The 26,403-nt window shown below is 69.6% G+C and carries 21 protein-coding genes and 2 tRNA genes; 13 read left to right on the top strand and 10 right to left on the bottom strand.

All coding sequences use genetic code 11. The features are described from left to right. Nucleotides 1-4: 4 nt before the first annotated feature. Nucleotides 5-706, top strand: a complete 702-nt coding sequence (locus ACFWH5_RS03240; RefSeq protein WP_378831709.1) for a DUF2520 domain-containing protein — start codon at nt 5-7, stop codon at nt 704-706. A gap of 76 nt (nt 707-782) precedes the next feature. Here the strand turns inward: ACFWH5_RS03240 and ACFWH5_RS03235 are convergent, their stop codons facing one another. Then, nucleotides 783-2,624: a DUF2207 domain-containing protein gene (locus ACFWH5_RS03235; RefSeq protein ID WP_378831706.1), complete on the bottom strand. Its 1,842-nt coding sequence runs from the start codon at nt 2,622-2,624 to the stop codon at nt 783-785. Nucleotides 2,625-2,712: 88 nt separating this feature from the next. Here ACFWH5_RS03235 and lysS point away from each other — a divergent pair, with 88 nt between their 5' ends. Together lysS and ACFWH5_RS03225 are read left to right on the top strand one after the other, a co-directional pair. Then, nucleotides 2,713-4,236 (top strand): lysine--tRNA ligase, encoded by a 1,524-nt coding sequence (lysS, locus tag ACFWH5_RS03230; RefSeq protein ID WP_378831704.1) that lies wholly within the window; start codon nt 2,713-2,715, stop codon nt 4,234-4,236. 13 nt (nt 4,237-4,249) lie between these two features. Further along, a complete protein-coding gene (locus ACFWH5_RS03225) occupies nt 4,250-5,437 on the top strand; it encodes a MarP family serine protease (protein WP_378831701.1) in 1,188 nt (395 codons plus the stop codon). A gap of 18 nt (nt 5,438-5,455) precedes the next feature. On the opposite strand, the gene ACFWH5_RS03220 is transcribed toward ACFWH5_RS03225, so the two are convergent. Next, nucleotides 5,456-6,568: a DUF4192 family protein gene (locus ACFWH5_RS03220; RefSeq protein ID WP_378831699.1), complete on the bottom strand. Its 1,113-nt coding sequence runs from the start codon at nt 6,566-6,568 to the stop codon at nt 5,456-5,458. Nucleotides 6,569-6,710: 142 nt separating this feature from the next. Here ACFWH5_RS03220 and ACFWH5_RS03215 point away from each other — a divergent pair, with 142 nt between their 5' ends. From ACFWH5_RS03215 to ACFWH5_RS03205, 3 genes are all read left to right on the top strand, one after another. Then, a complete protein-coding gene (locus ACFWH5_RS03215) occupies nt 6,711-6,887 on the top strand; it encodes a hypothetical protein (RefSeq protein ID WP_378831696.1) in 177 nt (58 codons plus the stop codon). Between the two features lie 91 nt (nt 6,888-6,978). After that, on the top strand, nt 6,979-8,439 hold the full coding sequence (gene cls, locus ACFWH5_RS03210; protein ID WP_378833517.1) for a cardiolipin synthase: 1,461 nt from the start codon (nt 6,979-6,981) through the stop codon (nt 8,437-8,439). 53 nt (nt 8,440-8,492) lie between these two features. Next, nucleotides 8,493-9,236, top strand: a complete 744-nt coding sequence (locus ACFWH5_RS03205) for a hypothetical protein (protein ID WP_378831694.1) — start codon at nt 8,493-8,495, stop codon at nt 9,234-9,236. A gap of 37 nt (nt 9,237-9,273) precedes the next feature. On the opposite strand, the gene ACFWH5_RS03200 is transcribed toward ACFWH5_RS03205, so the two are convergent. Then, on the bottom strand, nt 9,274-10,272 hold the full coding sequence (locus ACFWH5_RS03200) for a diacylglycerol/lipid kinase family protein (protein ID WP_378831691.1): 999 nt from the start codon (nt 10,270-10,272) through the stop codon (nt 9,274-9,276). Nucleotides 10,273-10,436: 164 nt separating this feature from the next. Between ACFWH5_RS03200 and serS the strand changes: the two genes are divergently transcribed. The 5 genes from serS to ACFWH5_RS03175 all read left to right on the top strand — a co-directional run bounded on the left by serS (nt 10,437) and on the right by ACFWH5_RS03175 (nt 14,196). Next, a complete protein-coding gene (gene serS, locus ACFWH5_RS03195) occupies nt 10,437-11,732 on the top strand; it encodes a serine--tRNA ligase (RefSeq protein WP_378831689.1) in 1,296 nt (431 codons plus the stop codon). Continuing rightward, entirely contained in the window at nt 11,729-12,523 is a 795-nt protein-coding gene (locus ACFWH5_RS03190) for an HAD family hydrolase (RefSeq protein WP_378831687.1), read from the top strand. Before serS ends, ACFWH5_RS03190 begins: the two co-directional genes overlap by 4 nt. Nucleotides 12,524-12,672: 149 nt before the next feature. Further along, nucleotides 12,673-12,757: transfer RNA gene (locus ACFWH5_RS03185), tRNA-Ser, on the top strand. A 22-nt stretch (nt 12,758-12,779) separates the two neighbouring features. Next, nucleotides 12,780-14,033: an LCP family protein gene (locus ACFWH5_RS03180; protein WP_378831686.1), complete on the top strand. Its 1,254-nt coding sequence runs from the start codon at nt 12,780-12,782 to the stop codon at nt 14,031-14,033. 71 nt (nt 14,034-14,104) lie between these two features. Further along, a tRNA-Ser gene (locus ACFWH5_RS03175) sits at nt 14,105-14,196 on the top strand. A gap of 367 nt (nt 14,197-14,563) precedes the next feature. Here the strand turns inward: ACFWH5_RS03175 and ACFWH5_RS03170 are convergent. Then, nucleotides 14,564-15,688 (bottom strand): alpha/beta hydrolase, encoded by a 1,125-nt coding sequence (locus ACFWH5_RS03170; protein WP_378831683.1) that lies wholly within the window; start codon nt 15,686-15,688, stop codon nt 14,564-14,566. A 72-nt stretch (nt 15,689-15,760) separates the two neighbouring features. On the opposite strand from ACFWH5_RS03170, the gene ACFWH5_RS03165 reads away from it, so the two are divergent. Beyond that, complete coding sequence (locus ACFWH5_RS03165; RefSeq protein ID WP_378831680.1) at nt 15,761-16,339, top strand: TetR/AcrR family transcriptional regulator; 579 nt, start codon at nt 15,761-15,763, stop codon at nt 16,337-16,339. 26 nt (nt 16,340-16,365) lie between these two features. Here ACFWH5_RS03165 and ACFWH5_RS03160 read toward each other — a convergent pair whose 3' ends face one another. From ACFWH5_RS03160 to ACFWH5_RS03135, 6 genes are read right to left on the bottom strand one after another with little or no spacing between them, the layout of a single operon-like run. Continuing rightward, entirely contained in the window at nt 16,366-17,193 is an 828-nt protein-coding gene (locus ACFWH5_RS03160; protein ID WP_378831678.1) for an alpha/beta hydrolase, read from the bottom strand. A gap of 36 nt (nt 17,194-17,229) precedes the next feature. Next, the gene (locus ACFWH5_RS03155; RefSeq protein WP_378831675.1) at nt 17,230-18,648 is read right to left on the bottom strand and encodes a rhamnulokinase family protein; all 1,419 of its coding nucleotides are present in this window, start codon (nt 18,646-18,648) and stop codon (nt 17,230-17,232) included. Continuing rightward, nucleotides 18,645-20,681 carry a bifunctional aldolase/short-chain dehydrogenase gene (locus tag ACFWH5_RS03150; RefSeq protein WP_378831673.1) on the bottom strand — a complete coding sequence of 679 codons (2,037 nt, stop codon included), beginning with the start codon at nt 20,679-20,681 and terminating at the stop codon, nt 18,645-18,647. The genes ACFWH5_RS03155 and ACFWH5_RS03150 overlap by 4 nt, the downstream gene beginning before the upstream one ends. A 36-nt stretch (nt 20,682-20,717) precedes the next feature. Further along, complete coding sequence (locus ACFWH5_RS03145) at nt 20,718-22,022, bottom strand: MFS transporter (RefSeq protein WP_378831671.1); 1,305 nt, start codon at nt 22,020-22,022, stop codon at nt 20,718-20,720. Beyond that, complete coding sequence (gene rhaI / locus ACFWH5_RS03140) at nt 22,019-23,182, bottom strand: L-rhamnose isomerase (protein ID WP_378831668.1); 1,164 nt, start codon at nt 23,180-23,182, stop codon at nt 22,019-22,021. The genes ACFWH5_RS03145 and rhaI overlap by 4 nt, the downstream gene beginning before the upstream one ends. Beyond that, nucleotides 23,179-23,559, bottom strand: a complete 381-nt coding sequence (locus ACFWH5_RS03135; protein ID WP_378831666.1) for an L-rhamnose mutarotase — start codon at nt 23,557-23,559, stop codon at nt 23,179-23,181. Before ACFWH5_RS03135 ends, rhaI begins: the two co-directional genes overlap by 4 nt. 186 nt (nt 23,560-23,745) lie before the next feature. Here ACFWH5_RS03135 and ACFWH5_RS03130 point away from each other — a divergent pair, with 186 nt between their 5' ends. Further along, entirely contained in the window at nt 23,746-26,379 is a 2,634-nt protein-coding gene (locus ACFWH5_RS03130; protein ID WP_378831663.1) for a polysaccharide lyase family protein, read from the top strand. Nucleotides 26,380-26,403 lie beyond the last annotated feature (24 nt).

Below are 26,403 nucleotides of genomic sequence, written 5' to 3'. Positions count from 1 at the left end.
ACCGGTGAACCGCGACGGTCGGCTGGGCGTCGGCGTCATCGGCGCCGGAAGGGTGGGCCCCGTCATCGGCGCTGCGCTCGCCGGTGCAGGTCATGCGATCACCGGGATCACCTCGGGGTCGGACGACGACCGGGCGGCCGCCGTGCTTCCCGGCGCGCCCGTGCTGGACGCGCTCGAGGTGGTGCGCCGCAGCGAGCTGGTGGTGATCGCCGTGCCGCATGCGGAGCTGCCCGGACTGGTGTCGGGCATCGCCGAGCTCGGCGGGTGGCAGATGGGCCAGCTCGTGCTGCACACCGACCCGTCGTACGGCATCGAGGTGCTGCGGCCCGCCGCCGAGCGCGGCGCCATTCCGCTCGCGGTGCATCCGGCGATCGCCTTCACCGGCACGACGATCGACCTGCGACAGCTGCAGGTGGCGTTCGCCGCGGTCACCGCCCCGGCGGCCGTCCTGCCGATCGCGCAGGCGCTCGCCGTCGAGATGGGCTGCGAGCCGGTCGTCATCGCCGAGCAGGACCGCGCCGCCTATGCCGAGGCGATCGCGACGGCATCCGCCTTCTCCCGCTCCATCGTCGGCCAGGCGACCGCGCTGCTGCGCGGCGTCGGCGTCGAGAACCCCGGAGGCTACCTCTCGGCGCTGGTGTCGTCGACGGTCGAGCAGGCGCTGCGCGAGGCATCCGCCCCGCCTGAACCGCCCCCGAGCCTCTGAGTCGCGCGCGGGCCTGACGGCCGTTCTGGGCGACCGGAGCTAGATCGCAGATGCGCCACACGTGCCCTGACCGGAGTCAGCGCCCGCCCGAGAAGCCGCCACCTCCGCCGCCGCCGGAGAATCCGCCGCCGGCCGAACCGCCTGCGCCGGAGGATGAGCCGGACGACGGCGAACTGTAGGTGGCGGCCGACTGCGTGGAGGCGGAGAACGACGACATCCACAGGGCGAAGCCGGCGTTGCGCGTCGCATCCGTCCAGGCGGGCGTCGCGCCGGTGTCGGCGTAGGTCTGCTCGAGCACCCGCGCCCAGGACTTCTCCTCGCCGAGCAGCATCGCGTACGGCAGCAGGTGCTCGTAGAGCAGCACCGTGTCGACGCCGCCGTCGGCGCGGCGCTCGGCCCCTTGGTACGACTGCAGCATCCGGATGCGGTCGGCTTCGGCGACTCGGATGAACTCGCGCACGCCCATCAGGTACTCGTGCCACTGGGCGCCCTCACGGGTGAGTACGGCGTGCCGGCTGAACGCGATGATCGCAGTGACCCCGGTGAACACCGTCGTGACGATGGCCATGGCGACGGCGAGCGGAAGCGTGTCGCGGTCGAGCGAGATGCTCCAGATCAGGAACCCGACGGCGCAGGCCAGCACGGCGAGCGAGATCCCGCCGAGCACGGCGGCGACCGGACTGCGCTCGGCGGTGGTCCAGCCGCGCCGCTCGGCCTCCTTCACGCCTGCGGCGAGGAGCTTCGCCATGCGTCCGCTGAACTTCTCGCTGCCGGACGGGATGGCGCGCGCCGTCTTGTCACCAGGGAACAGCGCCTTCAGCATCCGGGTGTCGAGATCTGACTCCGCCGCGGTGCGATCGAGCAGGCGCAGCGACGGCCGGGGCTCGCCCTCGGCGGACGCGCCCTCTTCGATGCGCAGCGCACCACGCACGGCGAGGTGCACGATCTGCGCGGGCACGGGGTGATCGGCGCCCGGGATCAAGGGTGCGGCCGCCAGCGGCGGCAGGTCGGCGGGCACGTCGTACTGCGCGATGATCACGCCCGTCGCGGTGCGCCGCCGGCGCCGGAAGGCCGCGACGGCGCCGATCGCACCCGCCCCGACGGCGAGCGATCCTCCCGCGACGATCACGGGGCCGACGTCGGCGACGACGTTCGGCCTGCGCGATTCCGGCTGAACGACCGTCCCCGGTTCGAAGCCGATCGCGATCGTGACCCCGTCGCCCGCCGAGCGTTCCCCGGAGCTCACGGTGAACACCGCGCTGCCGTCGGCGTCCGTCGGCCCCTGCAGCGTGCACGTGCGCGTCGACCCCTGTGCGCCCTGATAGCAGGCCGCATCGCCGGTGAGCGCCTCGGCGAGTTCGGGGGAGAAGACGACGGCGGCACGGAACGAGCCGATCGCCTGGGTGCTGTCGAGCGGAAGCAGGTCCCAGTAGAACTCGTCGCGGCCGGTCTCGCTGCCGGCGACCATCACATCCGTCATCGTGTACTCGATGACGTACGTGGTGCGGCCGTGGACGTACGAGTCGTCTCCGGTGAGCACGTACAGCACGCCGTCGTCGGATTCCGTCTCGTACGGCACCGCACGTCCGTCGCCGTCGGTGACCGAGCGGATGCTCAGGTTCAGGCCGGCTCCCTGATACCGCTCCGGGTATCCGCGCACGATGCCCTTGTTCTGATCGCTGTCGGGGAAGTCGGCGACGAGGGTCTCCGTGACGTGGGCCAGTGCGCGACCCTGCGCGTCGAGCGAGATCTCGTAGCGCGAGGTCCACGACGCGTAGTCGAAGTCGTCGACATCGTCCTCGGCGACCGCGGCGGAGGCGGGCATCAGCGTGGCCGCGAGGATCGCGAACAGCAGCAGGGCGATGGCGAGCGGCCGGTGATGGGCGTCGATCCGGGCGGAGGTCTGGAGGGCGCGCATGCTGAGAGGCTACCCGCGTCCGCCTCTCACAGCGGTCGGCGACGGGCTCGCCGGTAGACTTGCAGCGACTTTCCGAGGAGCTGCACCCATGACTGACGCGCCTGCGCCGACCACCGCCCCTGCCGAGCTGGAAGACGACGTCTTCGAGCAGAAGGCGGTCCGTCTGGCGAAGCGCGAGAAGCTGATCGCCGGCCGGGCCGATGCCGGTGGCGGCGCGTTCCCCGTCGGCGTGCCCGTGACGCACGGCATCCCGGCGCTGCGCGAGAAGTTCGGCGACCTCGAGGCAGGCGCCGAGACCGGCGAGGTCGTGGGCGTCGCGGGGCGCGTCGTGTTCAGCCGCAACACCGGCAAGCTGTGCTTCGCCACGCTGCAGGCCGGCGACGGCTCGCGCATCCAGGCGATGGTGTCGCTGGCGAACGTCGGCGAGGACTCACTCGCGAGCTGGAAGGAACTCGTCGACCTCGGCGACCACGTGTTCGTGCACGGCGAGGTCATCTCGAGCCGCCGCGGTGAGCTGTCGATCATGGCCGACGACTGGGCGATCGCGTCGAAAGCGATCCTGCCGCTGCCGAACGTCTACGGCGAGCTGAGCGAGGAGACCCGCGTGCGCAGCCGGTTCCTCGACCTCATCGTGCGCGACCAGGCCCGCACCACCGTGCGCGCCCGGGCGGCGGTGAACGCGAGCCTGCGCTCCACCTTCACCGATCACGACTACCTCGAGGTCGAGACGCCGATGCTGCAGGTGCAGCACGGCGGAGCATCCGCCCGCCCCTTCGTCACGCATTCGAACGCGTTCGACACCGAGCTCTACCTGCGCATCGCACCGGAGCTGTACCTGAAGCGCGCCGTCGTCGGCGGCATCGAGCGGGTGTTCGAGATCAACCGCAACTTCCGCAACGAGGGCGCCGATTCCACGCACAGCCCCGAGTTCGCGATGCTCGAGGCGTATCAGGCCTACGGCGACTACAACCAGATGGCGCAGCTCACGCAGGAGCTGGTGCAGAACGCTGCGATCGCGGTCGCCGGCTCCACGACCGTGACCTGGGCTGACGGCACCGAGTACGACCTCGGCGGCGAATGGGACCGTGTCTCGATGTACGACTCGCTCTCCGAGGCGTCGGGCCGCACGGTGACCCCGGCGGACTCCGTGGAGGACCTCATCGCCTTCGCGGACGAGCACGGCGTCGAGATCCCGCCGCATCCCACCCACGGCAAGCTCGTCGAGGAGCTGTGGGAGCACTTCGTGAAGGTCGACCTGGTGCGGCCGACCTTCGTGATGGACTTCCCGGTCGACACGTCGCCGCTGGTGCGCGAGCACCGCTCGATCGCGGGCGTCGTGGAGAAGTGGGATCTGTACGTGCGTGGCTTCGAGCTGGCCACCGGCTACTCCGAGCTCGTCGACCCGGTCATCCAGCGGGAGCGCTTCGTCGAGCAGGCCAAGCTCGCCGCCCGCGGCGACGTCGAGGCGATGCCGATCGACGAGGAGTTCCTGCGCGCGCTCGAGCACGGCATGCCGCCGTCGGGGGGCATGGGCATGGGCATCGACCGTCTGCTGATGGCGGTCACCGGGCTTGGCATCCGCGAGACCATCCTCTTCCCGCTGGTCAAGTGAGCCTGCGGCGGCCATGATGCCGAACCTGGTCGATCTGGTGATCGCGGTGCTGCTGATCGCCGCGCTCGCGATCGGACTGAGCGTCGGGCTGTTCGCCGCGCTCGGGGCTCTGCTGGGCCTCGTCGCCGGCGGCCTCGCCGCCCCGTGGGTGCTGCCCTGGGTGGCGAAGGTGCTGCCCCAGAGCGAGTGGCACGGCCTCATCGTGATCGGAAGCGCGGTCGTGCTGCTGCTGCTCGGCGCGAGCATCGGCTCGGCCATCGGCGCGTTGCTGCGACGCGGCGCCGACCGGCTGCGGCTGCGCGTCGTCGAGCGTCTGCTGGGCGGGCTGACCACGCTGATCGCGGGGACGCTCGCGATCGCGATGACGGGAGCGGCGGTCGCCTCGGCGGGCATTCCGGTGGTGTCGAGCGCGGTGGCATCGTCGGTGGTGCTGCGCACGATCGACCGGTACACGCCGGCGCCTCTGGCCGACGCCGCCGCGCGCCTGCATGCCCTCGTGCTGGGGGAGTCGGTGCTGCCCACGATCGACGGGCTGCTCGGTCCGCAGGACCTCGGCGTCGCCCCCGATCCCGGTGACATCGACATCGCGTCTCCGCAGGTCGAGGCGGCCGCGGCGTCCGTCGCGCGCATCTCGGGGGTGGCGCATCAGTGCAGCACCATCCCGACCGGTTCGGGGTTCGTCATCGCCGAGGACCGCATCCTCACCAACGCGCACGTCGTCGCGGGCGTCGACGCACCCGTGGTGCAGCTGCCCGGAGAACCGGCGAGAGACGGGAAGGTGGTGTACTTCGACCCCGTCGACGACATCGCCGTCATCGCGGCGGACGTCGACGCCCGGCCGCTCGCGCTCGGAGAGGAGCTCGGCGCGGGCGACGGTGGTGCGGTGCTGGGCTACCCGTTCGGCGGGCCACTGCGCAGCATCCCGGCCGGCGTGGTCTCGGCGACGAACGCGCCCATCGACGACATCTACGGCGAGAGCGTCGCCGACCGCGGCGTGTACGTGCTGAGTTCGGACGTGAACCCCGGCAACTCCGGCGGGCCGCTGCTCGCACTGGACGGTGCCGTGGCCGGGATGGTGTTCGCGAAGGACGCGGCGAGGGAGGACGTCGGTTACGCCATGACGAACGCCGAGCTGCAGCCGGTGGTCGAGGGACTGGATGCCGCGCAGCAGAGCGTGCCGACCGGGGCGTGCATCGGCTGAGCGCACCGCGGCGACGCCTCACCCGCGTCGCAGCGCCCACTCCGGCAGCACGCCGGCAGAGAGCATCGTGCCGATCAGCGCGGCCATGCGATGCTCGGGGTCGATCTCGAGAGCCTGCTCGACGTAGGCGCCGGCGTGCGACGAGCGGCCCAGCGCCCAGGACAGCCATGCGGCGGCGGTCAACGCCCCGGGTTGCGCCAGCCGCGGCGCCCGGGCGGCGGCGAGGCGTACGACGTGCAGCGCGCACCCCAGCCGGTCGGGGTCGGGGCGTGCGCCGCGACCCAGAAACACCTCGCCGATCGCGTCGGGAATCACCCGCTGCGCGCCGGCGAAATCGAGCTGCGCGGACAGGGCACGGTCGCCGAAGGTGAGATCGGTGGCCCACTGCACCAGGATCGCGTCGCGGATGGCGGGGCGGTTCAGGCACCACAGCAGCGTCGCGCACGCGAACGGCGGCAGGTCGGCCGGCTGCTCGAGCAGGTCTTCCGCGAACGCCGGCACGTCGTCGAGCAGGACCGCCGCCGCAAGAGCCTGCGGGTTCTCACGCCCGACGAGCGGCGACCCGCGCAGCTCGCGATCAAGCACCTCGCCCAGATCACGCAGCGCCCGGCCGACGCGCTCGCGCTCGGCGAGGTCGGCGGCGGGAAGCGCGGCCCCGGCCAGTTGATCGCCGGACACGTCGCCGATGCCGGGCAGCTCGGGTGGCGCGAGAATCTCCCGCAGCGGCCGCAACGGCGATTCCTGCTCGAGGTAGTCGCCCCAGCCGCTCGGGGTGACGCACAGCGCCTCCACGATGTGCACCCCGGTGTCATGCACCGTGCCGAGCAGCGTGTCGATCAGCGGCACGTGCGGCAGCAGCAGTCCGTCGGGCACTCGCTGCGCCGCCTCGCCGGTGTAGACGACCACCGCCACAGCCTCCACGTCGGGCACTCGCAGCAGGATCCGCAACGCCCCATCGGCGAACTCCTCGGGATCGACCTTATCGTCGGGAAGATCCATGCGCATCGCACCGTGCGTTCTGCCGCCGTGGAACGGCAGCAGCACGATGCTCTCGCGCGGGGTGAAGCCGGCCAGGGCCGGCACGAGGCCGAGGAACTCGGCGGGATCGGTCGCTCTCATCACGGTGGTCATGCCAGGAGTGTGCCGAAAGGGAAGTCCGCCAGGGAGCCGGAAGAGCTCATTGTGGACGGATGCTTCACGGTCGCGATCTGTGCAGAGCGATCGGCGGCCGGCGACCCACCCGGGGCACAGGCACGCCGCGTAGCATGGAGCCGTGGACAACTTCTGGATCGCGGCACTGTGGTCGATTCTGCCGACCGTGACGGTGAGCATCGTCTTCGTGTTCGTGCTGCGCGGCATCCTGCGCTTCGACCGCACCGAGCGGAAGGTGCACGCGCAGATCGAGGCCGAGGAGCGCGCCGCGCGCGGCCTTCCGCCGAAGGCGTCCTGACCGCTCCCACCCCGCCTCCCGCCGAAGTCCGCGGCTCCGGCTACTCTGATGCGAGGCGCCGTTCGGCGCCGCGAAGAGGGGAGCGGCGGTGATCAACTTCCAGAACCCCGCATGGTGGATCGTCGCCGCATACGCGATCATCGACATCACCGTCCGCATCGTCGCGATCATCACCATCCCCCGCAACCGCCGGCCGACCTCGGCGATGGCCTGGCTGCTCGCGATCTTCTTCATCCCGGTCGTGGGCGTTCTGCTGTTCCTGCTGATCGGCAATCCGCGCCTCCCGCGCGCGCGACGGCGCAAGCAGCAGCGCATCAACGAGTACATCGCCGACACCGGCAGCAACCTGCACTTCGGCACGCTGCGCCCCGATGCCCCGGATTGGTTCCCGCCACTCGTCACGATGAACCAGAGCATGGGCGCGCTTCCGCTGGCCGGCGACAACGGCGTGCACCTGATCAGCGACTATCAGCGGTCGATCGACGAGATGGCCGATGCCATCCGCGACGCGCGCGAATACGTGCACATCGAGTTCTACATCCTGCAGTCCGACGCCTCCACCGACGGCTTCTTCCGCGCCATGGAAGAGACCGCCGCCCGCGGCGTCCCGGTGCGCGTGCTGCTGGACTACTGGGCGAACCGCTGGAAGCCGAAGTACCGCGAGACGGTCCGCCGGCTCGACGCCATGGGCGCCGACTGGCACCTCATGCTGCCGGTGCAGCCGCTGCGCGGCCGCATCCAGCGCCCCGACCTCCGCAACCACCGCAAGCTGCTCGTCGTCGACGGTCGGGTGGGATTCCTCGGCTCGCAGAACGTCACCGACTCCACGTACAACCTGCCCAGGAACATCAAGCGCGGCCTGCATTGGGTCGACCTGATGGTGCGCGTGGACGGACCGGCGGTGGCCAGCATCAACGCGGTGTTCCTCAGCGATTACTACGCCGAGACCGACACCGTGCCGGAGGGCATCGACATCACGCGCGTCGAGCCGGGCAGCGGCGATCTGGACTGCCAGATCGTGCCCTCAGGGCCTGGATTCGAGGTCGAGAACAACCTGCGGCTGTTCCTCGCGCTGCTCTACGCCGCCAAGCGCAGGATCATGATCGTCAGCCCGTATTTCGTGCCCGATGAGGCGCTGCTGCTGGCCGTCACCGCCGCGGTCGACCGCGGCGTGCAGGTCGAGCTGTTCGTCTCGGAGGAGGGCGATCAGGCGATCGTCTACCACGCGCAGCGCAGCTACTACGAGGCTCTGCTGAAGGCCGGCATCCGCATCTGGATGTACCCCAAGCCGTACATCCTGCACACCAAGAGCCTGACGATCGACGACCAGATCGCCGTGATCGGGTCGAGCAACATGGACATGCGCTCGTTCGGTCTCAACATGGAGGTGTCGATGCTGGTGCGCGGCGAGGAGTTCATCGGGCAGGTGCGCGCCGTCGAAGACGAGTACCGTGCGCTCAGCCGCGAGCTGACGCTGGACGAGTGGATGCAGCAGCCGCTGCGTTCGACGGTGCTCGACAACCTCGCGCGGCTCACCTCGGCCCTGCAGTAGACCGGGCGGGGGTGCCTTTGAGACGATTCGTCGTCTCGTGACACCATCGGGGTATGCGCAGTCCTCGTCTCGTTCCGTCCCTGCTCGCGGTCGCCGCGGTCGTCGCACTCGCCGCGGGATGCTCCACGACCCCGCAGTCGCCGGCGCCCACCAGCACCGGCTCGAGCACGACGGATGCGACCGGGTCCACGGCGCCCGAGGACCGGGATGCCGACGACATCGAGGTCGCGTGGCTGGACGGCGGTCGCTCGATGGCGATCGTGACCTGGGGATCGTCGAGCAGAGCTTGCCAGCCGTCGGCGGGCGATGCGACCGCCGACGGGCAGGTCATCGCGGTCACCCTCGCGGATCCCTCCGACGAGGAGAGCGTCTGCACGGCGGATCTCGGACCGAGGGCCGCCCTCGTCAACGTGCCCGAGGGCATGGACGTCACCAGGGACGTGGAGGTGCGGGTGACCTACGGCGACATCTCGGACGACGCCGACCTCGACGGTCTCGCCGAGCCCGCGGCGCCCGGACTGTCGTTCGGCGAGGAACCGTCGGCCGGCTGGTTCGACGATCGCGGCATCGTGCTGCTGACCTACGGCTCGTCATCGTGCCAGCCCGTCGTGGAGGATGTCGAACAGACGGCTGACGGAGCGACGGTCACGTTCGCCGAGATCGACGGCGTGTGCACGATGGACATGGCCCCGCGTCTCACGGTGCTCACGCTGCCGCAGGAGCACGACGATGATGCGCCGTTCCGGCTGACGATGATCGACGGCGAGTTCGAGTCGACCGTCGACGTGATCGGCTGACCTTCCGCATCCGTCGTCCGCGTGACGCGGGCGGTGATCAGAATCGCGACGTGTCGTGCCCGGCGGGCAGCACGATGCTGAGACCGCCCTGCTGGATGCGGCACAGCATCCGCACCGCCGTGCCGAGCTCGTCGCCGTCGAGCTCGATCGACGTCGGCGCGACCATGGCCGCCTCGGCCACGCTGCCGCGCAGGAAGTGGATCGACCGGTCCTTGCCGCGGCGCTCGAGCACGCGACGGCCGGCACGGGTGCGGCGCAGCACCGAGTTGTCCCACCAGACCTTGCGCCAGATGCCCAGCCAGCCCAGCGGACCCGTCGGCTGGATGACGGCGACGTCCATCGCGCCGTCGTCCAGTGAGGCATCGGGCAGCAGCGCGATGCCGGCGGGCAGCGCACCGCAGTTCGCGAACAGCACGCTGTGCACCTTCGCCGAGTGCAGCCTGCCGTCGTCGAGCTGGTAGACGACGCGGAACGGCTTCGCGCCCGGCAGCGATCGGGCAGCGCCGTCGAGGTACGCCACCCAACCCAGCGAGCGTTTGAGATCGGGCCGGGTGTTCGCGATCATGTCGGCGTCCAGCCCCATGCCGGCGAGCACCACGAAACCGTGCTCGGTCTCGGTGCCATCCGGCCGGGTCAGTCGCACCCAGCCCATGTCGACTGGATGCGTGAAACCGCTGAAGACGGCATCGATCACCCGCTCGGGGTCGAGCAGCGGCAGGCCGAGATTGCGGGCGAACAGGTTGCCGGTGCCGCCGGGGATCACGGCGAACGGGATGCCGGTGCCGGCCATCGTCTCCGAGACGGCCCGGATCGTGCCGTCTCCACCGGCGGCGAGCACCGCGGAGGCCCCCGCATCGAGTGCGGCGCGGGCGATGCCCTGACCGGGATCCTCGATGCTCGTCTCGTAGAACGCCGGAGGGTCCCAGCCGTGCTTCTTCGATAGGGCGAGCAGCGCCGACCGCAGCCGGCGGCCGTCCACCTTCACGGGGTTGAACACGAGCGCCGCATGCCCGCGCTCCCGTTCCGATGCCGCCATGCCGCCACTCTACGACCGAAGCGGCCCTCCGCCGTTCAGCGGCCGCCGGACGAGCCGCGACGCGCGGCACCCCCACCCCTGTCACACTTTTCGTCATCTGACACGCAGATCGATGTGCCAGATGACGAAAAGTGTGACAGGGGCGCGCTGGATAGACTTGGGCGATGATCGATCTCACCCTCCTCCGCGACGAGCCCGAGCTCGTCCGACGCTCACAGATCGCGCGCGGGAACGCGCCCGAAACCGTCGATGCGGCCATCGAGGCGGACCGATCGCGTCGCACGGCGCTGAGCACCTTCGAAGAGCTGCGCGCCGAGCAGAACGCCTTCGGCAAGCAGGTCGCCAAGGCGCCGAAGGACGAGAAGGCAGCGCTGGTCGCGCAGGCGAAGGACCTCGCCGACCGGGTCAAGCAGGCGCAGCAGACGGCGAACGAGGCGGCGGATGCTGCCGCATCCGCTCTCGCCCTCATCGAGAACGTCGTCATCGAGGGCGTGCCCGCGGGCGGCGAGGAGGACTTCGTCGAGCTGCGCCGTGTCGGCGAGGTGCCCGCGTTCGGCTTCGAGCCGCGCGACCATCTCGAGCTGGGTGAGATGCTCGGCGCGATCGACATGGAGCGCGGCGCGAAGGTGTCGGGTGCGCGGTTCTACTTCCTGAAGGGCATCGGTGCGCGCCTCGAGATCGCGCTGATGAACCTCGCGCTCGACAAGGCGCTCGCGAACGGGTTCACGCCCATGATCGTGCCGACCCTGGTGCGGCCCGAGATCATGCAGGGCACCGGGTTCCTCGGCGAGCACGCCGACGAGGTCTACCACCTCGACAAGGAGGACCTGTACCTGGTCGGCACCAGTGAGGTGCCGCTGGCCGGCTACCACAAGGACGAGATCGTCGACCTCTCCGACGGTGCCCTGCGCTACGCCGGCTGGTCGACCTGCTACCGCAGCGAGGCGGGCTCGTACGGCAAGGACACCCGCGGCATCATCCGCGTGCACCAGTTCAACAAGCTCGAGATGTTCGTGTACACGACGCCTCAGGATGCCGAGGCCGAGCATCTGCGGCTCGTGGCGCTGCAGGAGGAGATGCTGACCTCCCTCAGGCTGGCGTACCGCGTCATCGACGTCGCGGCGGGCGATCTCGGCTCGAGCGCCGCCCGCAAGTACGACATCGAGGCGTGGGTGCCGACCCAGCAGGCGTTCCGTGAGCTCACCTCGACCTCGAACTGCACCAGCTATCAGGCGCGTCGCCTCGACGTGCGCCACCGTCCCGAAGAGGGCGGCAAGACCGAGCACGTCGCCACGCTGAACGGCACGCTGGCCACGACCCGGTGGATCGTCGCGCTGCTCGAGACGCACCAGCAGGAGGACGGCTCGGTGCGCGTGCCCGAGGTGCTGCAACCCTACCTGGGCGGACTCGAGGTGCTGACGCCTCTGACGGGCTCGGCGTCGGCGCAGGGCGCGAAGTGACGTCGCGCGGTCTGGTCGGCCTCGACATCGACGGAACCATCCTGCTGCAGGACGAGACGCTGAGTCCCGGTGTCGTCGAAGCCGTGGCGGAGGTGCGTGACGCTGGTTACGACGTGATGCTGGCGACCGGACGCAGCTGGTCGGGCACGCAGCGCTATGTCGAACTGCTCGAGCTCACCTCGGAGTACGTGGTCTGCTCGAACGGTGCGGTCACGATGCGTCGCGAGGGCGACGGCTGGGAGCGCTGGCACGTCGAGGTGTTCGACCCGAAACCCGTGCTGTCGCTGCTGCGCGACCGGCTGCCGGAGGCCCGGTACATGGTCGAGCTCGCCTCGGGGCAGCGACTGTACACCGCGCTGATGGACAATTGGACGCTCGGCGACGGCCGTGAGGTGAGCTTCGAGGAACTCGCGTCGAACCCGGTCTCTCGTGTGGTCGTCGTGTCACCGCAACATGACGAGGCCGACTTCCAGCGGCTCGTCGCCGAGGCGGGGCTGAACGAGGTCTCGTACGCGATCGGCTGGACGGCCTGGCTCGACATCGCCCCGCAGGGCGTCGACAAAGGCACCGCGCTGGCGCGCGTGAGCGAACTCCTCGGCACGGCATCCGACACGGTTCTCGTCGCCGGCGACGGCCGCAACGATGTGGGGATGTTCGCGTGGGCGCTCGCCGGGGGAGGCCGGGCCGTGGCCATGGGGCAGGCACCCGACGAGGTGCGGGATGCCGCGGGCGAGATGACAGGGCACGTCGACGAGGGCGGTCTGGCGACGGCGCTGCGCACGCTGCTCTGACCCGTCTCCCCGGCTGAGCGGGTGGGGAGCGCGCTGCGAGTCGCCCAGGTCTTCTCCAGGTGGGCACGCGAAAATGGGTGGTCGGCGTCTTCGGGTCCGCAGGGAACCGGATAGACTCGACGCCTGATCGTCCGGTGTGAACCGGGCGAGGAGGGTTGTCCGAGCGGCCGATGGAGCTGGTCTTGAAAACCAGTGGGCAGAGATGTCTCGTGGGTTCGAATCCCACACCCTCCGCAGAAATCCCGAAAGGTACCGAGTGAGCGAGTCGAGAAGGCGTCCCCTCGCGCGTCACGGTCAGCAGCATTCGCCGACCGCGGTCGGTCAGCTGCTCAAGCTCATCGGCGTGGCGCTGGCCGTCGTGCTGGTGAGCGGATTGGGCGTGGTCGGCTATGTCGTCTCGAGCTGGACGACGACGGTCACCGCGAACGCGGTCGAACTGGAGGGGCAGAAGGAGCTTCCGCCCGACATCGCGGCGTATGAGGGCGGCTTCGACATCCTGCTGACGGGAGTCGACACCTGCGAGGAGAAGTACGCGCACCTCTTCGGTGAGCGCTGCACCGGACGGGATTCCGGCGGCACCCTGAACGACGTCAACCTGCTGGTGCACGTGTCGTCGGAGCCGCGCCGGGTCACGGCGGTGAGCTTTCCGCGCGACCTGATGATCCCCATCCCGGAGTGCACCGACCAGGAGGGCAACACCAGTTCCGCGATGAGCAAGCAGCCCCTGAACGTCGCGTACGGTCACGGCGGTAACGGCGGCGGGCTGAACTGCGTGGCGAAGACGATCTCCGAGCTGACCGGCGAGGACGTCGAGTTCGCCGCGAAGGTCACCTTCGGCGGTGTGATCGAGATCACGGATGCCATCGGCGGGGTCGATGTGTGCCTGGCGAATCCCATCAAGGACCGGTACACCGGCCTGGACATGGCGGCCGGTGACCACACGATCCAGGGCATGCAGGCGCTGCAGTTCCTGCGCACCCGGCACGGCGTCGGCGACGGCAGCGACCTCGGCCGCATCGGCAACCAGCAGCAGTACATGTCGAGCCTGTCGCGCAAGCTGATCAGCGGCGAGGTGCTCGGCAACGTGCCGACGATGCTGAAGCTCGCCGACACCGGTCTGAACAACCTCGAGGCGTCGACCTCGCTGGCCGACCCGATGAAGATCGTGCAGATCGCGCTCGCCGTGAAGGACGTGGCGTTCGAGGACATCGTGTTCGTGCAGTACCCGACGGTCGAGGACCCGTACGACCCGAACAAGGTCGTGCCGAATCAGTCGGCCGCCACCGCCCTGTGGGACGCGATCTCGGCGAACAAGCAGTTGCAGATCACGCACGAGAACTCGAACAACGACGGTGTCGTCGTCAAGGACCCGGCACCGTCGACCGGCGAGACGGCGACGCCCGCGCCCACCGAGAGCGCGACCCCGTCCGACGTCGTCGAGCTGCCTTCGTCGATCAAGGGCACCTCGGCCGCGCAGCAGACCTGCTCGAACGGCAACGTGCGCCGCTGATCCGCTCGGTTCGCCTGGCCCGGCGCGAGCAGTTATGATTGCATGACGTGCTCGATTCCGATCGGGCACAAGGAGACGTCGCATAGTCAGGCCTAGTGCACCACCCTGCTAAGGTGGAGTCCTCGCAAGGGGACCGAGGGTTCAAATCCCTCCGTCTCCGCCAAAAGGTTCAGCCCCGGGACGAAGTCTCGGGGCTGAACCTTTTTCGGGGCGGGTGGCACTTTTCCACCCGGGCCCACGCCGCCCGGAGGCTCCGCGCGCCGCCTTTGCGCTCGACGTGAGCCGATGTTGATGACCTGCGGCGTGTGGAGTGGGCGGTGGGGACCAAATCCCTCCGTCTCCGCCAAATGTCGAAGCGCTCGGACAGAATCCGGGGGCTTCGACGTTTCCGGGAGGCGGGTGGCACTTTTCCAGCCCGGCCCACGCCGCCCGGAGGCTCCGCGCGCCGCCTTTGCGCTCGACGTGAGCCGATGTCGACGACCCGCGGCGTGTGGAGTGGGCGGTGGGGACCAAATTTCTCCGTCTCCGCGTCAGACGGTGCCGTGGAGGTCTCGTGCCCGCGCGGGCGAGACCTTCCCAGCGCCGGTGACGCGCGACAGGAACGCCTCCACGCCGTCGACGACGGCAGCGCCGCGCCACGAGGCGAACAGGTCGAACGCATGCTGCCCGCCGGGCAGTTCGGCGTAGACCACCGGGGCGTCTGACGCCGCACGAAGGTGCTCCACGAACGCGCGGGCGCCTTCGACGGGGACGTAGGTGTCGTGATCGCCGTGGGCGACGAACGTCGGCGGGGCGTCAGTCGCATCCAGTGCCAGCGGATCGGAGATCGGCCGCTCGTCCGCACCGCGGCCGTAGTAGCGACCCAGGTACCCGTACATGCAGACGGCCGCGTCCAGGTGCTGCCCCTGCTGCGGCTGCAGCGCGCAGTGCGCCGTCAGATGCGCGCCCGCCGAGCTGCCGGCCATGACCAGCGTTCCCGCGTCTCCGCCATGCTGTCGCGCATGCTGCTGCGCCCACGACAGCACGCTCCTCGCATCATCGAGATGATCGGCGAAGTCCGCCTCGGGCCGCAAACGGTAGTCGGCGCTGATGCACACCCACCCGCGCGCGGCGAGTCGATGCAGAAGCGCACGGCCCTCCCAGTGCTTGCTGCCGGAGGAGTACCCGCCGCCGTGTAGATAGACGAGCACCGGCCCTGCGGTCGTGTCATCCCGGCGATAGACGTCCAGTCGCTGCTTCGGATGCGGCCCGTACGGGATGTTCTTGATCCGCCGCACGGAGCGCGGACGGACGGGCAGTGGTGCGACGAGACTGAGCCATGCGCTGCGGAAGTCCGCCGTGGCCACAGCAATCCCCGACGCGTGCAACGCCTCCGAGACGACAGCTCGAGACCGCATCCCCCGCAGCGCGAGAACGATCAACCCGAGCGTTGACAGGCACGCCACAGCGATGCCGACCAACCCGCCCGGAGTGAGAAGGTCGTCTTCGACAAGCGCGAGGCCCGCGGTGCCGAGAAGGTAGAGAAGCGCCACCTGCGGCAGCTCATTGACGACCATGCCCAGGAAGAAGGCCGCGACGCCCACACCACGCGGCCGGCGCGGACTGATCAGGGCCGCCGCCGTGCAGACGGCGATCAGGACGTATCCGAATTGCACCAGAGCCTCCTTCGCTCTACATTTGCAGAGGAACTACTCTACAGATGTCGAGAACCAGCGCAAGGGGGACCAGTGGCTCACGAGAACCGCAGGGCACGTATCGCGGACGCGGTCATCGCGACGCTCGCTCGTGAGGGCAGTCGCGGTCTCACGCATCGCGCGGTGGATGCCGCAGCGCAACTTCCGTCCGGGTCGACGTCGTATTACCTCCGGAATCGGGCCGCCCTGCTCACCGCAGCGGTCCAGCGTCTCGTCGAGGCGGATGCCGCGAAGCTCGAGGCGATCGACCCGCGGCATCCGGTCGCCGCGATCACCGCCGTCATGGAGCAGGCTCTGACCGGCGAGGGACGACTGCGCACGGTGGCCCGCTACGAGCTCTCCCTTGAATCCGCGCGCCGCCCCGAACTGCGCGAGGCGCTGTCCGCCGGCACGTCGACGCTCGAGCGGCTCATCGTCGACCGGTTCGGAACGACGCTGCCGCTGGCGGAGGCCACGCAGCGGGCGCGGGACCTGCTCGCCGTCATCGACGGCGTGCTGTTCGCCGAGGTGACCGGTGCCAACCCGACGCCTCGCACGTCGGATGAGATCCGCGGAGTCGTGGAATGGGCGCTCGAACGGCTGGAGGCGGGTACTCGTTCCGCACACCGCTGACGATCGCGGCGCGCTGAGCGGATCCGTCAGCCGGCCTGCGCCTCGATCCACGCGGCCACCCGCGCGATCGTGCGCTCGAACCCGGGCTGGTCCGGCCGGTTGAGGTGCCCGTGCGTGGTGCCGGCCTCGATCGACAGATCGACGGGCACGCCGGCCGCCCTGAGCGTCACGGCGAACAGCTCGCCCGACACGCGCAGCTCGTCCACGTCGTCGTTGATCACGATCGTCGGCGGGAATCCCGCGACGTCCGCCGGCGTCGCGAGGCCAGGGATCGCCGTGAGGGAAGCATCCGGCGTCACCGGGCCGTCGAGGTAGGTCTCGTACATCGACAGCACGCGGGCGGGTGGGAAGCGATCGAACTCCGGATCGGCGTCGAGCGCCGCCCGCAGCGCCGCATCGGGAGCGGGCTGCACGGCGAGCAGCGTCGGGTAGGCGAGGAACACGCCGGCGGGATGCGCGTCGACGGATGCCGCCGGTGCGTGTCCGAGCATCCGCAGCACCGCGCTGGTGACGAGGTTGCCGCCGGCGCTCGCGCCGCCGATCACGAGGCGGGCTGGATCGATTCCGAGCCGTGGCGCCTGCGCGAGCGTCCACGACCACGCGGCGAGGATGTCGTCGGAGCCCGCCGGAAAGCGTCCGCTGCCGTCGCCGACGAGGCGATAGTCGACCGAGACGATGACCGCGCCTCGCGCCGCGAAGGCGCGGGCGACGGCATCCGCTTCGGGCATGTCGAGGTCGCCCTGCACGAAGCCACCGCCGTGCGCCCACACGAGACCGCAGCCGCGCAGCGAGCCGCCGGCGGCGGCGGGGTAGAGGCGGACGAGGCCGTCGAGTTCAGCGGTGGGATGCGGCATGCCATCGATCCTGGCGCATGACCGCATTCCTGCCGGTCATCGGGGGTCGTATCGGGTCGGCGCGTGGCCGGCAGTGACGAGCGCCCGCAGCTGTTCCAGCGACGTGTCGTCTCCGCGCAGGGCGCGAGCCTGCACGAGCACGTTGCCCAAGGCGGTCGCCTCGACCGGGCCCGCGAGCACGGGCAGGCCCGAGCGGTCGGCGGTGGCCTGGCAGAGCGGCCGGTTCAGGGAGCCGCCGCCGACGAGGTGGATGCTGTCGATCGACCGTCCGGCGAGGTCGCCCGCCGCGCGCACGGCCTCGGCGAAGGCGGCGGCGATCGATTCGACGATCGTGCGCACGAACGTGGCGCGGTCGCCGGGGACATCAGCATCCGAGGTGCGCAGCAGTGTCGCGATGCGCTGCGGCATGTCACCCGGCTCGCTCAGCGAGGGGTCGTTCGCGTCGAACAGGGGCAGTTCCGCGGTCACGGCCGACGCGTCGGCGAGCAGAGCGGGCAGGTCGATCGCCGCACCGTCCTGCGCCTCCCACGCGCGGATCGTCTCGCTGAGCAGCCACAGCCCGGTGACGTTGTGCAGGAAGCGGATGCGCCCGTCCACGCCGAGCTCATTGGTGAAGTTCGCTTCGCGGGCGGCATCCGAGAGCACGGGCGCGGCGAGCTCGAGCCCGACGAGCCCCCAGGTGCCGCAGGAGATGTAGGCGGCGTGCGGGGAGGCGAGGGGAGCGGCGACCACGGCGGATGCCGTGTCGTGCGAGCCCACGGCGATCACCGGCAGGTCCTTGCCGATGCGTTCGGCGAGATCGGCGCGCAGCCGGCCGATCGTGTCGCCGGCGCTCACCAGCTCGGGGAGCACCTCGGCGGGGATCCCGAGCCGCGTGACGAGGTCGAGGTCCCATTCGGACGTGCGCACGTCGAGCAGGCCGGTCGTCGAGGCGTTGGTGCGCTCGGCCACCTGACGGCCGGTGAGCAGGTACGCGACGAGGTCGGGGATCAGCAGCGCGGCATCCGCCTCGCCCAGCCGGTCATCGACGCCGTACTGGTACAGGGTGTTGAACGGCAGGAACTGCAGGCCGTTGCGCGGGTACAGTTCGGCGAACGGCACGCGGGCGTGCACCTTCTGCACGCCGCGCTCGGTGCGCCGATCGCGGTAGTGGAAGGGCTCCGCCAGCAGGTTCCCGTCGTGCAGCAGCCCGTAGTCGACGGCCCACGAGTCGATGCCGATGCTCTCGATCGCGGGCTCACGGCGCACGGCCTCGGCGAGCCCCGAGACGATGCTCTCGTACAGGGCGCCGAAGTCCCAGTGCAGGCCGTCTTCGCGTTCGACCGGACCGTTCGGGAAGCGGCAGACGAGCTCGAGGTCGACCGTGCGCGCGCCCACCCTGCCGATCATCACTCGGCCGCTGGTCGCACCGAGGTCGACAGCGGCGACGGCGCGGGTCGCGGTCGCCGGGATCATCGCAGGAATGCGGCGGCGACGCCGGAGTCGACCGGGATGTGCAGGCCGGTCGTACGCGACAGCTCGGGGCCGGTCAGCACGTACACGGCATCCGCCACGTTCTCGGGCACGACCTCGCGCTTGAGGATGGTGCGGTTCGCGTAGAACTGGCCGAGGTCCTCTTCGGCGACGCCGTAGGTCGCGGCGCGGTTCGCGCCCCAGCCGGAGGCGAAGATGCCCGAGCCGCGCACGACGCCGTCGGGGTTGATGCCGTTCACCCGGATGCCGTACTCGCCGAGCTCGACCGCGAGCAGCCGCACCTGGTGCGCCTGGTCGGCCTTCGTCGCCGAGTAGGCGATGTTGTTCGGGCCGGCGAAGACGGAGTTCTTCGACGAGATGTAGACGATGTCGCCGCCGAGCTTCTGATCGATGAGGACCTTCGCGGCCGCCTTGGAGACGAGGAACGAGCCCTTCGCCATGACGTCGTGCTGCAGGTCCCAGTCCTTCTCGGTGGTCTCGAGCAGCGGCTTCGACAGCGAAAGGCCGGCGTTGTTGACGACGAGGTCCACGCCGCCGAACGCGAGCACGGCCTCGTTCAGGGCCGCCTGCACGGCATCCCCGTCGGCGACGTTCGCCGCCACGCCGATGGCGACGTCCGTGTTGCCGAGCTCTGCGGCGGCGGCCTGTGCCTTGTCGAGGTCGAGGTCGGCGACGACGACGCAGGCGCCCTCGGCGGCGAGGCGGGTGGCGATGGCCTTGCCGATGCCGGATGCGGCGCCGGTGACGAACGCGATGCGGCCCTGGTGGGTCTTCGGTTTCGGCATCCGCTGCAGCTTGGCCTCTTCCAGCGCCCAGTACTCGATGCGGAACTTCTCGGCGTCGGAGATCGGCGAGTAGGTCGAGAGGGCTTCGGCGCCGCGCATGACGTTGATGGCGTTGACGTAGAACTCGCCGGCGACCCGGGCGGTCTGCTTGTTCGCGCCGTAGGAGAACATGCCGACACCGGGGACCAGCACGATGAGCGGGTCCGCGCCGCGGATCGCGGGGGAGGACGCCTCGGCGTGCGCGTCGTAGTACGCCTGGTAGTCGGCCCGGTACTGGGCGTGCAGCTCGTGCAGGCGGGCGATCTGCTCATCGACGGTCGCCGTGGCGGGCACGTCGAGGATGAGCGGCTTGACCTTGGTGCGCAGGAAGTGGTCGGGGCAGCTCGTGCCGAGGCCGGCGAGAGAGGGGGCCTTCTCGGACGCGAGGAAGTCGAGCACCACGTCGGCGTCGGTGAAGTGGCCGACCATCGGCTTGTCGGTCGAGGCGATGCCGCGGATCGTGCCCGCCAGTGCGGCTGCGCGCTCACGGCGCTCGGTCTCGGGCAGCGCCTCGAAACCGGGCCGGATGCCGCCGAAGGGCTCGGCCTTGCCGTGCTCGGCGATGTGGGCGGCCGCGGTGTCGATGATCCACAGCGAGTGGGACTCCGCCTCCTCCGAGGTGTCACCCCATGCGGTGATGCCGTGTCCGCCGAGGATGCACCCGATCGCCTGCGGGTTGGCCTTCTTGATCTCGGCGATGTCCAGGCCCAGCTGGAAGCCGGGGCGACGCCACGGCACCCAGACGACCTTGTCGCCGAAGATCTTCCGCGTGAGCTCGGGGCCGTCGGCAGCCGTGGCGATCGCGATGCCGCTGTCGGGGTGCAGGTGATCCACGTGCGCGGCATCCACCAGGCCGTGCATGGCGGTGTCGATCGAGGGAGCGGCTCCGCCCTTGCCGTGCAGGCAGTAGTCGAACGCCGCCACCATCTCATCCTCACGCTCGACGCCGGGATAGACGTCGACGAGCGCGCGCATGCGGTCGAGGCGCAGCACGGCCAGGCCCTGCTCGGTCAGCGTGCCCAGATCACCACCCGAGCCCTTCACCCACAGCAACTCGACCGGCTGCCCGGTGACCGGGTCGGTCTCGGTGCCCTTCGCCGAGGTGTTGCCACCCGCGTAATTCGTGTTCTTCGGATCGGCGCCCAGGCGGTTCGACCGCGCGATGAGAGCGGCTGCGGTGGGATTGGTCATGAGTCGGAGTCCTTCGCGGAGGTGAGGAGATGGATGTCAGACGCGCTCGGCCTCGACCGGCGTGCCGTAGCGCTCGTGCTCGATCTGCTCGAGAGTCTTGCCCTCGGTCTTCGGGGCCCAGATCGTGCCGATGAGCAGCGCGGCCACGAGCAGGCCGATGATCAGCAGGCCAAGCTGGCCGAGACCCCACGTGGTGAGGAGCACGGGGAAGACCAGGCTCAGCAGGCCCACCATGACGCGGGCGAGCATGAACAGCACTCCCTGGGCGCTCGCACGGTACCGCGTCGCGAACAGCTCTGCGGTCCACAGGCCGTAGAACGCCTGCGCGCCGATGCCGGCCGAGATGCCCCACGCGACGGCGAAGAACAGCAGCGAGAAGAGACCGGGAGGGGCGAAGACGAGAACGACCCAGGCGACGACGCCGAGCAGCGCACCGCCGAAGTACAGCCAGCGGCGGCTGACACGGTCGCCGTAGCGCATGAAGCCGAAGTAGGTGGCAGCGGCGGTGAGGGTCCACACCAGCACCTGCAGCAGGTTCTGCTGGGTGGCGTCGTGGAGTCCGGCCGCCTCGTACACGCGCGGCTGGAAGATCCCCGCCTGGCCGGCGACCGTGTTCCACAGGCCGTAGACGCCGAGCAGGAAGAGCAGGGCGCCGAGGTTCTTGCGGTCGGAGAGCAGGCCGCCGATTCCGGAGAAGATCGAGACCTTCTCGCCGCGCTCCTGGGACGACTCGCGCTGCTCCTTCCAGCGCTTCGACTCCGGCAGGCCACGACGCACCCACCACGTGACGGCGGCGATGACGAAGAGGTGGAAGAAGATGATGCGCGAGCCGACGATGCCGAGCGGCCCGAGCACGACGGCGAGCAGGAAGCCGATGGCGGGGCCGATCGACCAGGCGAGCTGTGCGGTGCCGACGTGGGCGGCACGGTGCTCGCTCGGTGCCTCCTCGGCGATGTAGGTCCAGGAAGCAGGCACACCGGCGCCAACGGCGATTCCCATGAGCACCACGCCGACGAGGAGCACGGCGAAGTTCGGCGAGAACGTCACCATCAGGGCGCCGATCATGAACACGATGAGGTCGTACGTGTAGATGAACTTCCGGCCGAGCCGGTCGCACAGCGGACCGCCGATCGCGGCGCCGATCGCCGCGCCGAAGGCATTGGCGCTCAGGGCGGCGACGAGGCCGACGGCTCCGTCATCGAATCCGAACTCGCCCTGCCACAGGGTGAGGCTGGTGGCCAGCGCGATGATCGCACCGGCCTCGATGTAGTTCGACATCGCCACCGCGATGGTGGCCTTCCACGCCGTGAGCGTGCGCTTCTGCTGCGTGTTCACACTCATGCGCCCCATCCCGCCTGCACGCCGCCCACGCGGTCGGCGGCGATCTTCTCCTGGTATCCGGATGCCGCGAAGGCGGCCATCGGGTCCGCGGGCAGCCCGCGGCTCTCGCGCCATTCCGCGAGCGCCGGACGGACGTCGGTGTAGAACGCGTCCATGAAGACGGCGTTCGCGGCGAGCACGTCGCCGGACTTCTGCGCCGCGGCCAGCGCATCGCGGTCGACGAGCAGGGCACGAGCGGTCATCTCCTGCACGTTCAGCACCGAGCGGATCTGACCGGGGATCTTCTCCTCGATGTTGTGGCACTGGTCGAGCATGAACGCCACGTCGGGGTTGTTCAGCCCGCCGCCGCGCACGACCTCGAACAGGATGCGGAACAGCTGGAACGGATCGGCGGCGCCGACGATCAGGTCGTCGTCGGCGTAGAAGCGCGAGTTGAAGTCGAACGAACCGAGCTTGCCGAGGCGCAGCAGCTGCATCACGATGAACTCGATGTTGGTGCCGGGGGCGTGGTGGCCGGTGTCGAGGCAGACCATCGCCTTGTCACCGAGCGCGCTCACCTGAGCGTAGGACGTACCCCAGTCGGGCACGTCGGTGTGGTAGAACGCGGGCTCGAAGAACTTGTACTCCAGCACCAGGCGCTGCTCGTCGCCGAGGCGAGCGTAGATCTTCTCCAGTGACTCCTGCAGGCGGTCCTGCCGGCCGCGCATGTCGGCCTGGCCCGGGTAGTTGGAGCCCTCGGCCAGCCAGATCTTCAGATCGCGGCTGCCGGTGGCGTTCATCACGTCGATGCAGGCGAAGTGATGGTCGATGGCCTTCTGGCGCACACTCGCGTCCTCGTGGGTGAGCGCGCCGAACTTGTAGTCCTCGTCCTGGAAGGTGTTCGAGTTGACGGTGCCCAGCTGCACGCCGAGATCCTCGGCATGGGTGCGCAGGTCGCCGAAGTCGCACATATCCCACGGGATGTGCAGCGCGACGCTCGGGGCGAGCGCGGTGTGCTTGTGCACCTGGGCGGCATCCGCGATCTTCTCGAACGGGTCGCGCGGCGTGCCCGGGGTGCCGAACACGCGGAATCGGGTGCCGGAGTTGCCGAACGCCCAGCTGGGCAGTTCGATCGACTGCTCTTCCAGAGCGGCGAGGTGTTCGGGGGAGAGGATGCTCATGAGGCGCTGCCTTCGTCGTCGTTGTCGGATGTCGTTGCGCCGCCGACCGCGGCGAGCTGATCTTCGAGGTGGAACACCTCGGTGAGCGGCGTGGCCGCCTGGTCGGGCCGACCCTCGAGGCCGACGAAGAAGCGGCCCATCTCGGCCTCCCACCGTGCCGCCACCTCGGACGTCGCGAGATACGCCTGCGCCGCCTCGTCATCGTCGGTCTCGTAGTAGCCGATGAGGACGCCGTTCTCGCCGACGAAGAGCGAATAGTCGCGCCGGCCTGCCGCGGCGATCTCGGCGAGCATCTCCGGCCAGACGGGGCTGTGGCGGGCCAGGTACTCGTCGAGGAGCTCGGGGCGCACGCGCAGCTGGAAGCAGTGCCGGGTCATGCGTTCACTTCTCTCCGTTGAATCGTTTCAGACCATACTACGACTCTGCTGATCGAAAACGCAACATCCTCGGCGCGGCCCCGCGCTCGAACGCGTGCGGGAGCATGCCCGTTACATCCGCCCGCGCTCGCAAAGATCCGAGGAATTCCTTGAAAGCGTTTTCTGGGGTGTGTTACATTCCCGGCCATGACACCAGTACCCGCAATGACGCGTCGAACGTTCGGTCAACTCGCTGGAATCACGGCGGCCACCGTGGCCACCGGCGCTTTCGCCAGCCCCGCATTCGCCGGCAGCCCACAGGATCCGCCCGTGCTCGAGGAGACCGGCACGGAGGTGGTCGTCGACAACGGCCTCGTCCGGATGGTCATCGACCGAGCCAATGGTCGGATGACTTCGCTCATTTATGACGGCGTCGAGATGGTCGGGCGTGGCAACTACGACATGAACGCCGGGCGCGAGGGAGGCGCCCTGCCGCTGCCGGGCGCCGAGAACGGCATCTTCGTGCGCCGCGAGCAGGACTTCGTCGACGTGGCTTTCCGGCACGCACCCTCCAGCGGAATGCCCTGCTACCTCGTGCGGCACCACATCATGCGTGCCGGCGAACCCGGCATCCACCTCGCCTACAGCTACGACCATCCGAAGGACTTCCACGGCTTCCGCATCGACCAGCACCGCTACGTCTTCTACATGGCGGGCGACACGTTCACGCACGCGTCGGTACCCGACGACGCGCACGCGACCCCGTGGCGCGAGGCCGCCGCGCAGATGCCGACGCCGGCCGAGATGAAGGCCGGCCGCACCGTCATGGACGCGACCACCGATCTCGAAGGCACCGGAACCGCGTACCCGCGCCGCTACTACACGAAGTACGACTGGGCCGTGTACATGAAGGATCATCACCTGCACGGTCTGTACGGCAGCGGATACGGCATCTGGGCCGCACTGCCGAGCCTCGAGGCCTTCTCGGGCGGCCCGGTGCGGCAGGACCTCGTGCTGCATCAGCGCGATGCCGGTCCGGTGCTCCTCGTCGAGCCGCACGCGACGCACTACGGCACGCGCCCGGTGCGTGTCGCGGCCGGGCAGGCATGGCAGAAGACCTACGGCCCGTACTTCGTGTACTTCAACAAGGGCACGGACGGCCGTGCACTGCGACGCGATGCCGACAAGCAGGCCCGCCCCGCAGCCCACGCCGACTTCTATGATCGGCTGGCGATCGAGGGGTGGACGCCGAAGCGCCAGCGTTCCCGGGTGCGCGGCAAGGTGCGCCTCCCCGGCGTCTCGCCGAAGGATCTCGTCGGGGCGGTCGTCGTGCTCTCCGACAACCGCACGCCCATGCAGGACACCGTGCTCGGGTACAACTACTGGAGCGAGGTCGAGAACGGCGGGCACTTCTCGATCGACGGCGTTCGTGCGGGAACCTACCGTCTGACGATCTACGGTGACGGCATCTGGGGCGAGCACGTCATCGACGACGTCGCCATCCAGGCGGGAAGCGACGTGCGTCTCGGCAAGATGATCTGGGAACCCGAGCGTCACGGAGAGACGATCTTCCAGATCGGCTCCCCGACGCGCGACTCCCGTGAGTTCCGCAACGGACGCGACTTCCGCCAGTACGGGCTGTTCCACACTTACCGGGATCAGTTCCCGGACGGCGTCACCTATGTCGTGGGCGAGAGCAGTGACGAAGACTGGAACTACCTGCACTACCAGCGTTCCTACGAGGTGTCGGCCCCCGAGGGCTCCGTCGTGCCGGAGGACGCCGAAGGGGTGCGCCTCTTCGACTTCGGCAGTTCGTCGAGTCCGGTCGCCGACGGTTACGAGCGCGTCGCCCGCGACACGCTCTACAGTGCCGGCGGCGGATTCGGTCTCGATCGAGCGACCGACTTCCGCGACCGCGGAGAGGACGGAGATCTACGGCGAGACTTCGTCGTGGGGGGATGCACGTTCTCGGTCGATCTGCCGGACGGCGAGTACGACGTCACGGTCATCTCGGGCGACGCGATCGCCGGCAACAAGACGACGATCACGATCGGCGAAGCGGAGCCCGTGAATCTGCAGTCCGGCACGGGGGAGTACGCGACCCATACGGCTCGCGTCGTCGTCTCGGGCGGCCGCCTCGACGTGGTCGCCTCGGGTGACGGCCGGATCAACGCGATCGAGATCGTGGCGACGGATGCCGCCGTGCCCGTCCTCGAGTCGTTGAGCGTCGACGGTGCCGAACTCGTGCCGGGCTTCAGCTCGTTCCGCTCGGACTTCGCCGTCGACTTCCCGCACGATCGCGACACCGTGCGGGTGCTCGCGACGGCGCGCGGCGGATCACGGGTCGAGATCGACGGCGTGTCGGTGTCCGCCGGCGGGCTCGACGTCGCGGTATCCGGCCCGCACACCGTGCTCGAGATCCGCGTCGTATCTCCGGAAGGCGATCAGTCGACGTACCGGCTGCATGTCACACGGCAGGAGAAGCCCTGGCGCATCCTGTTCGACGTCGACACGCCGGTCGCGGCCGGCGCGCAGGCGACGCTGTCGGTCTGGCTCGCCGCGTGGGCGATGGGATCGGCGCTGCCGGTGCCGCCCGAGCAGAGCAACCTCACCATCCGCGTCAACGGCGAGCCGTTCGTGTGGACCTTCGAGCCCGACGACGCGCGAGGGGCGACCTACCGCAGCGGCCGGGGCGGACGCACCTTCCATCGTGAGTTCACGTTCGATGCCGCGCTTCTGAAGCCCGAGGGGAATGTGATCACGTTGCAGATCAACGACGGCGCCGAGCACCTCTGGAACGAGGCGGCGTACGACGCGATCCGCCTCGAGATCGCGTCCTGACGCACGAAGAGAGCGAATCTTCGG

Origin of the sequence: Microbacterium sp. NPDC058345 (assembly GCF_042723855.1) — a bacterium.
In the GTDB taxonomy this organism is placed as follows: Bacteria; Actinomycetota; Actinomycetes; order Actinomycetales; family Microbacteriaceae; genus Microbacterium.
The sequence above is the reverse complement of the archived record's forward strand: the minus strand, read 5'-3'. Positions and strand labels throughout refer to the sequence as shown.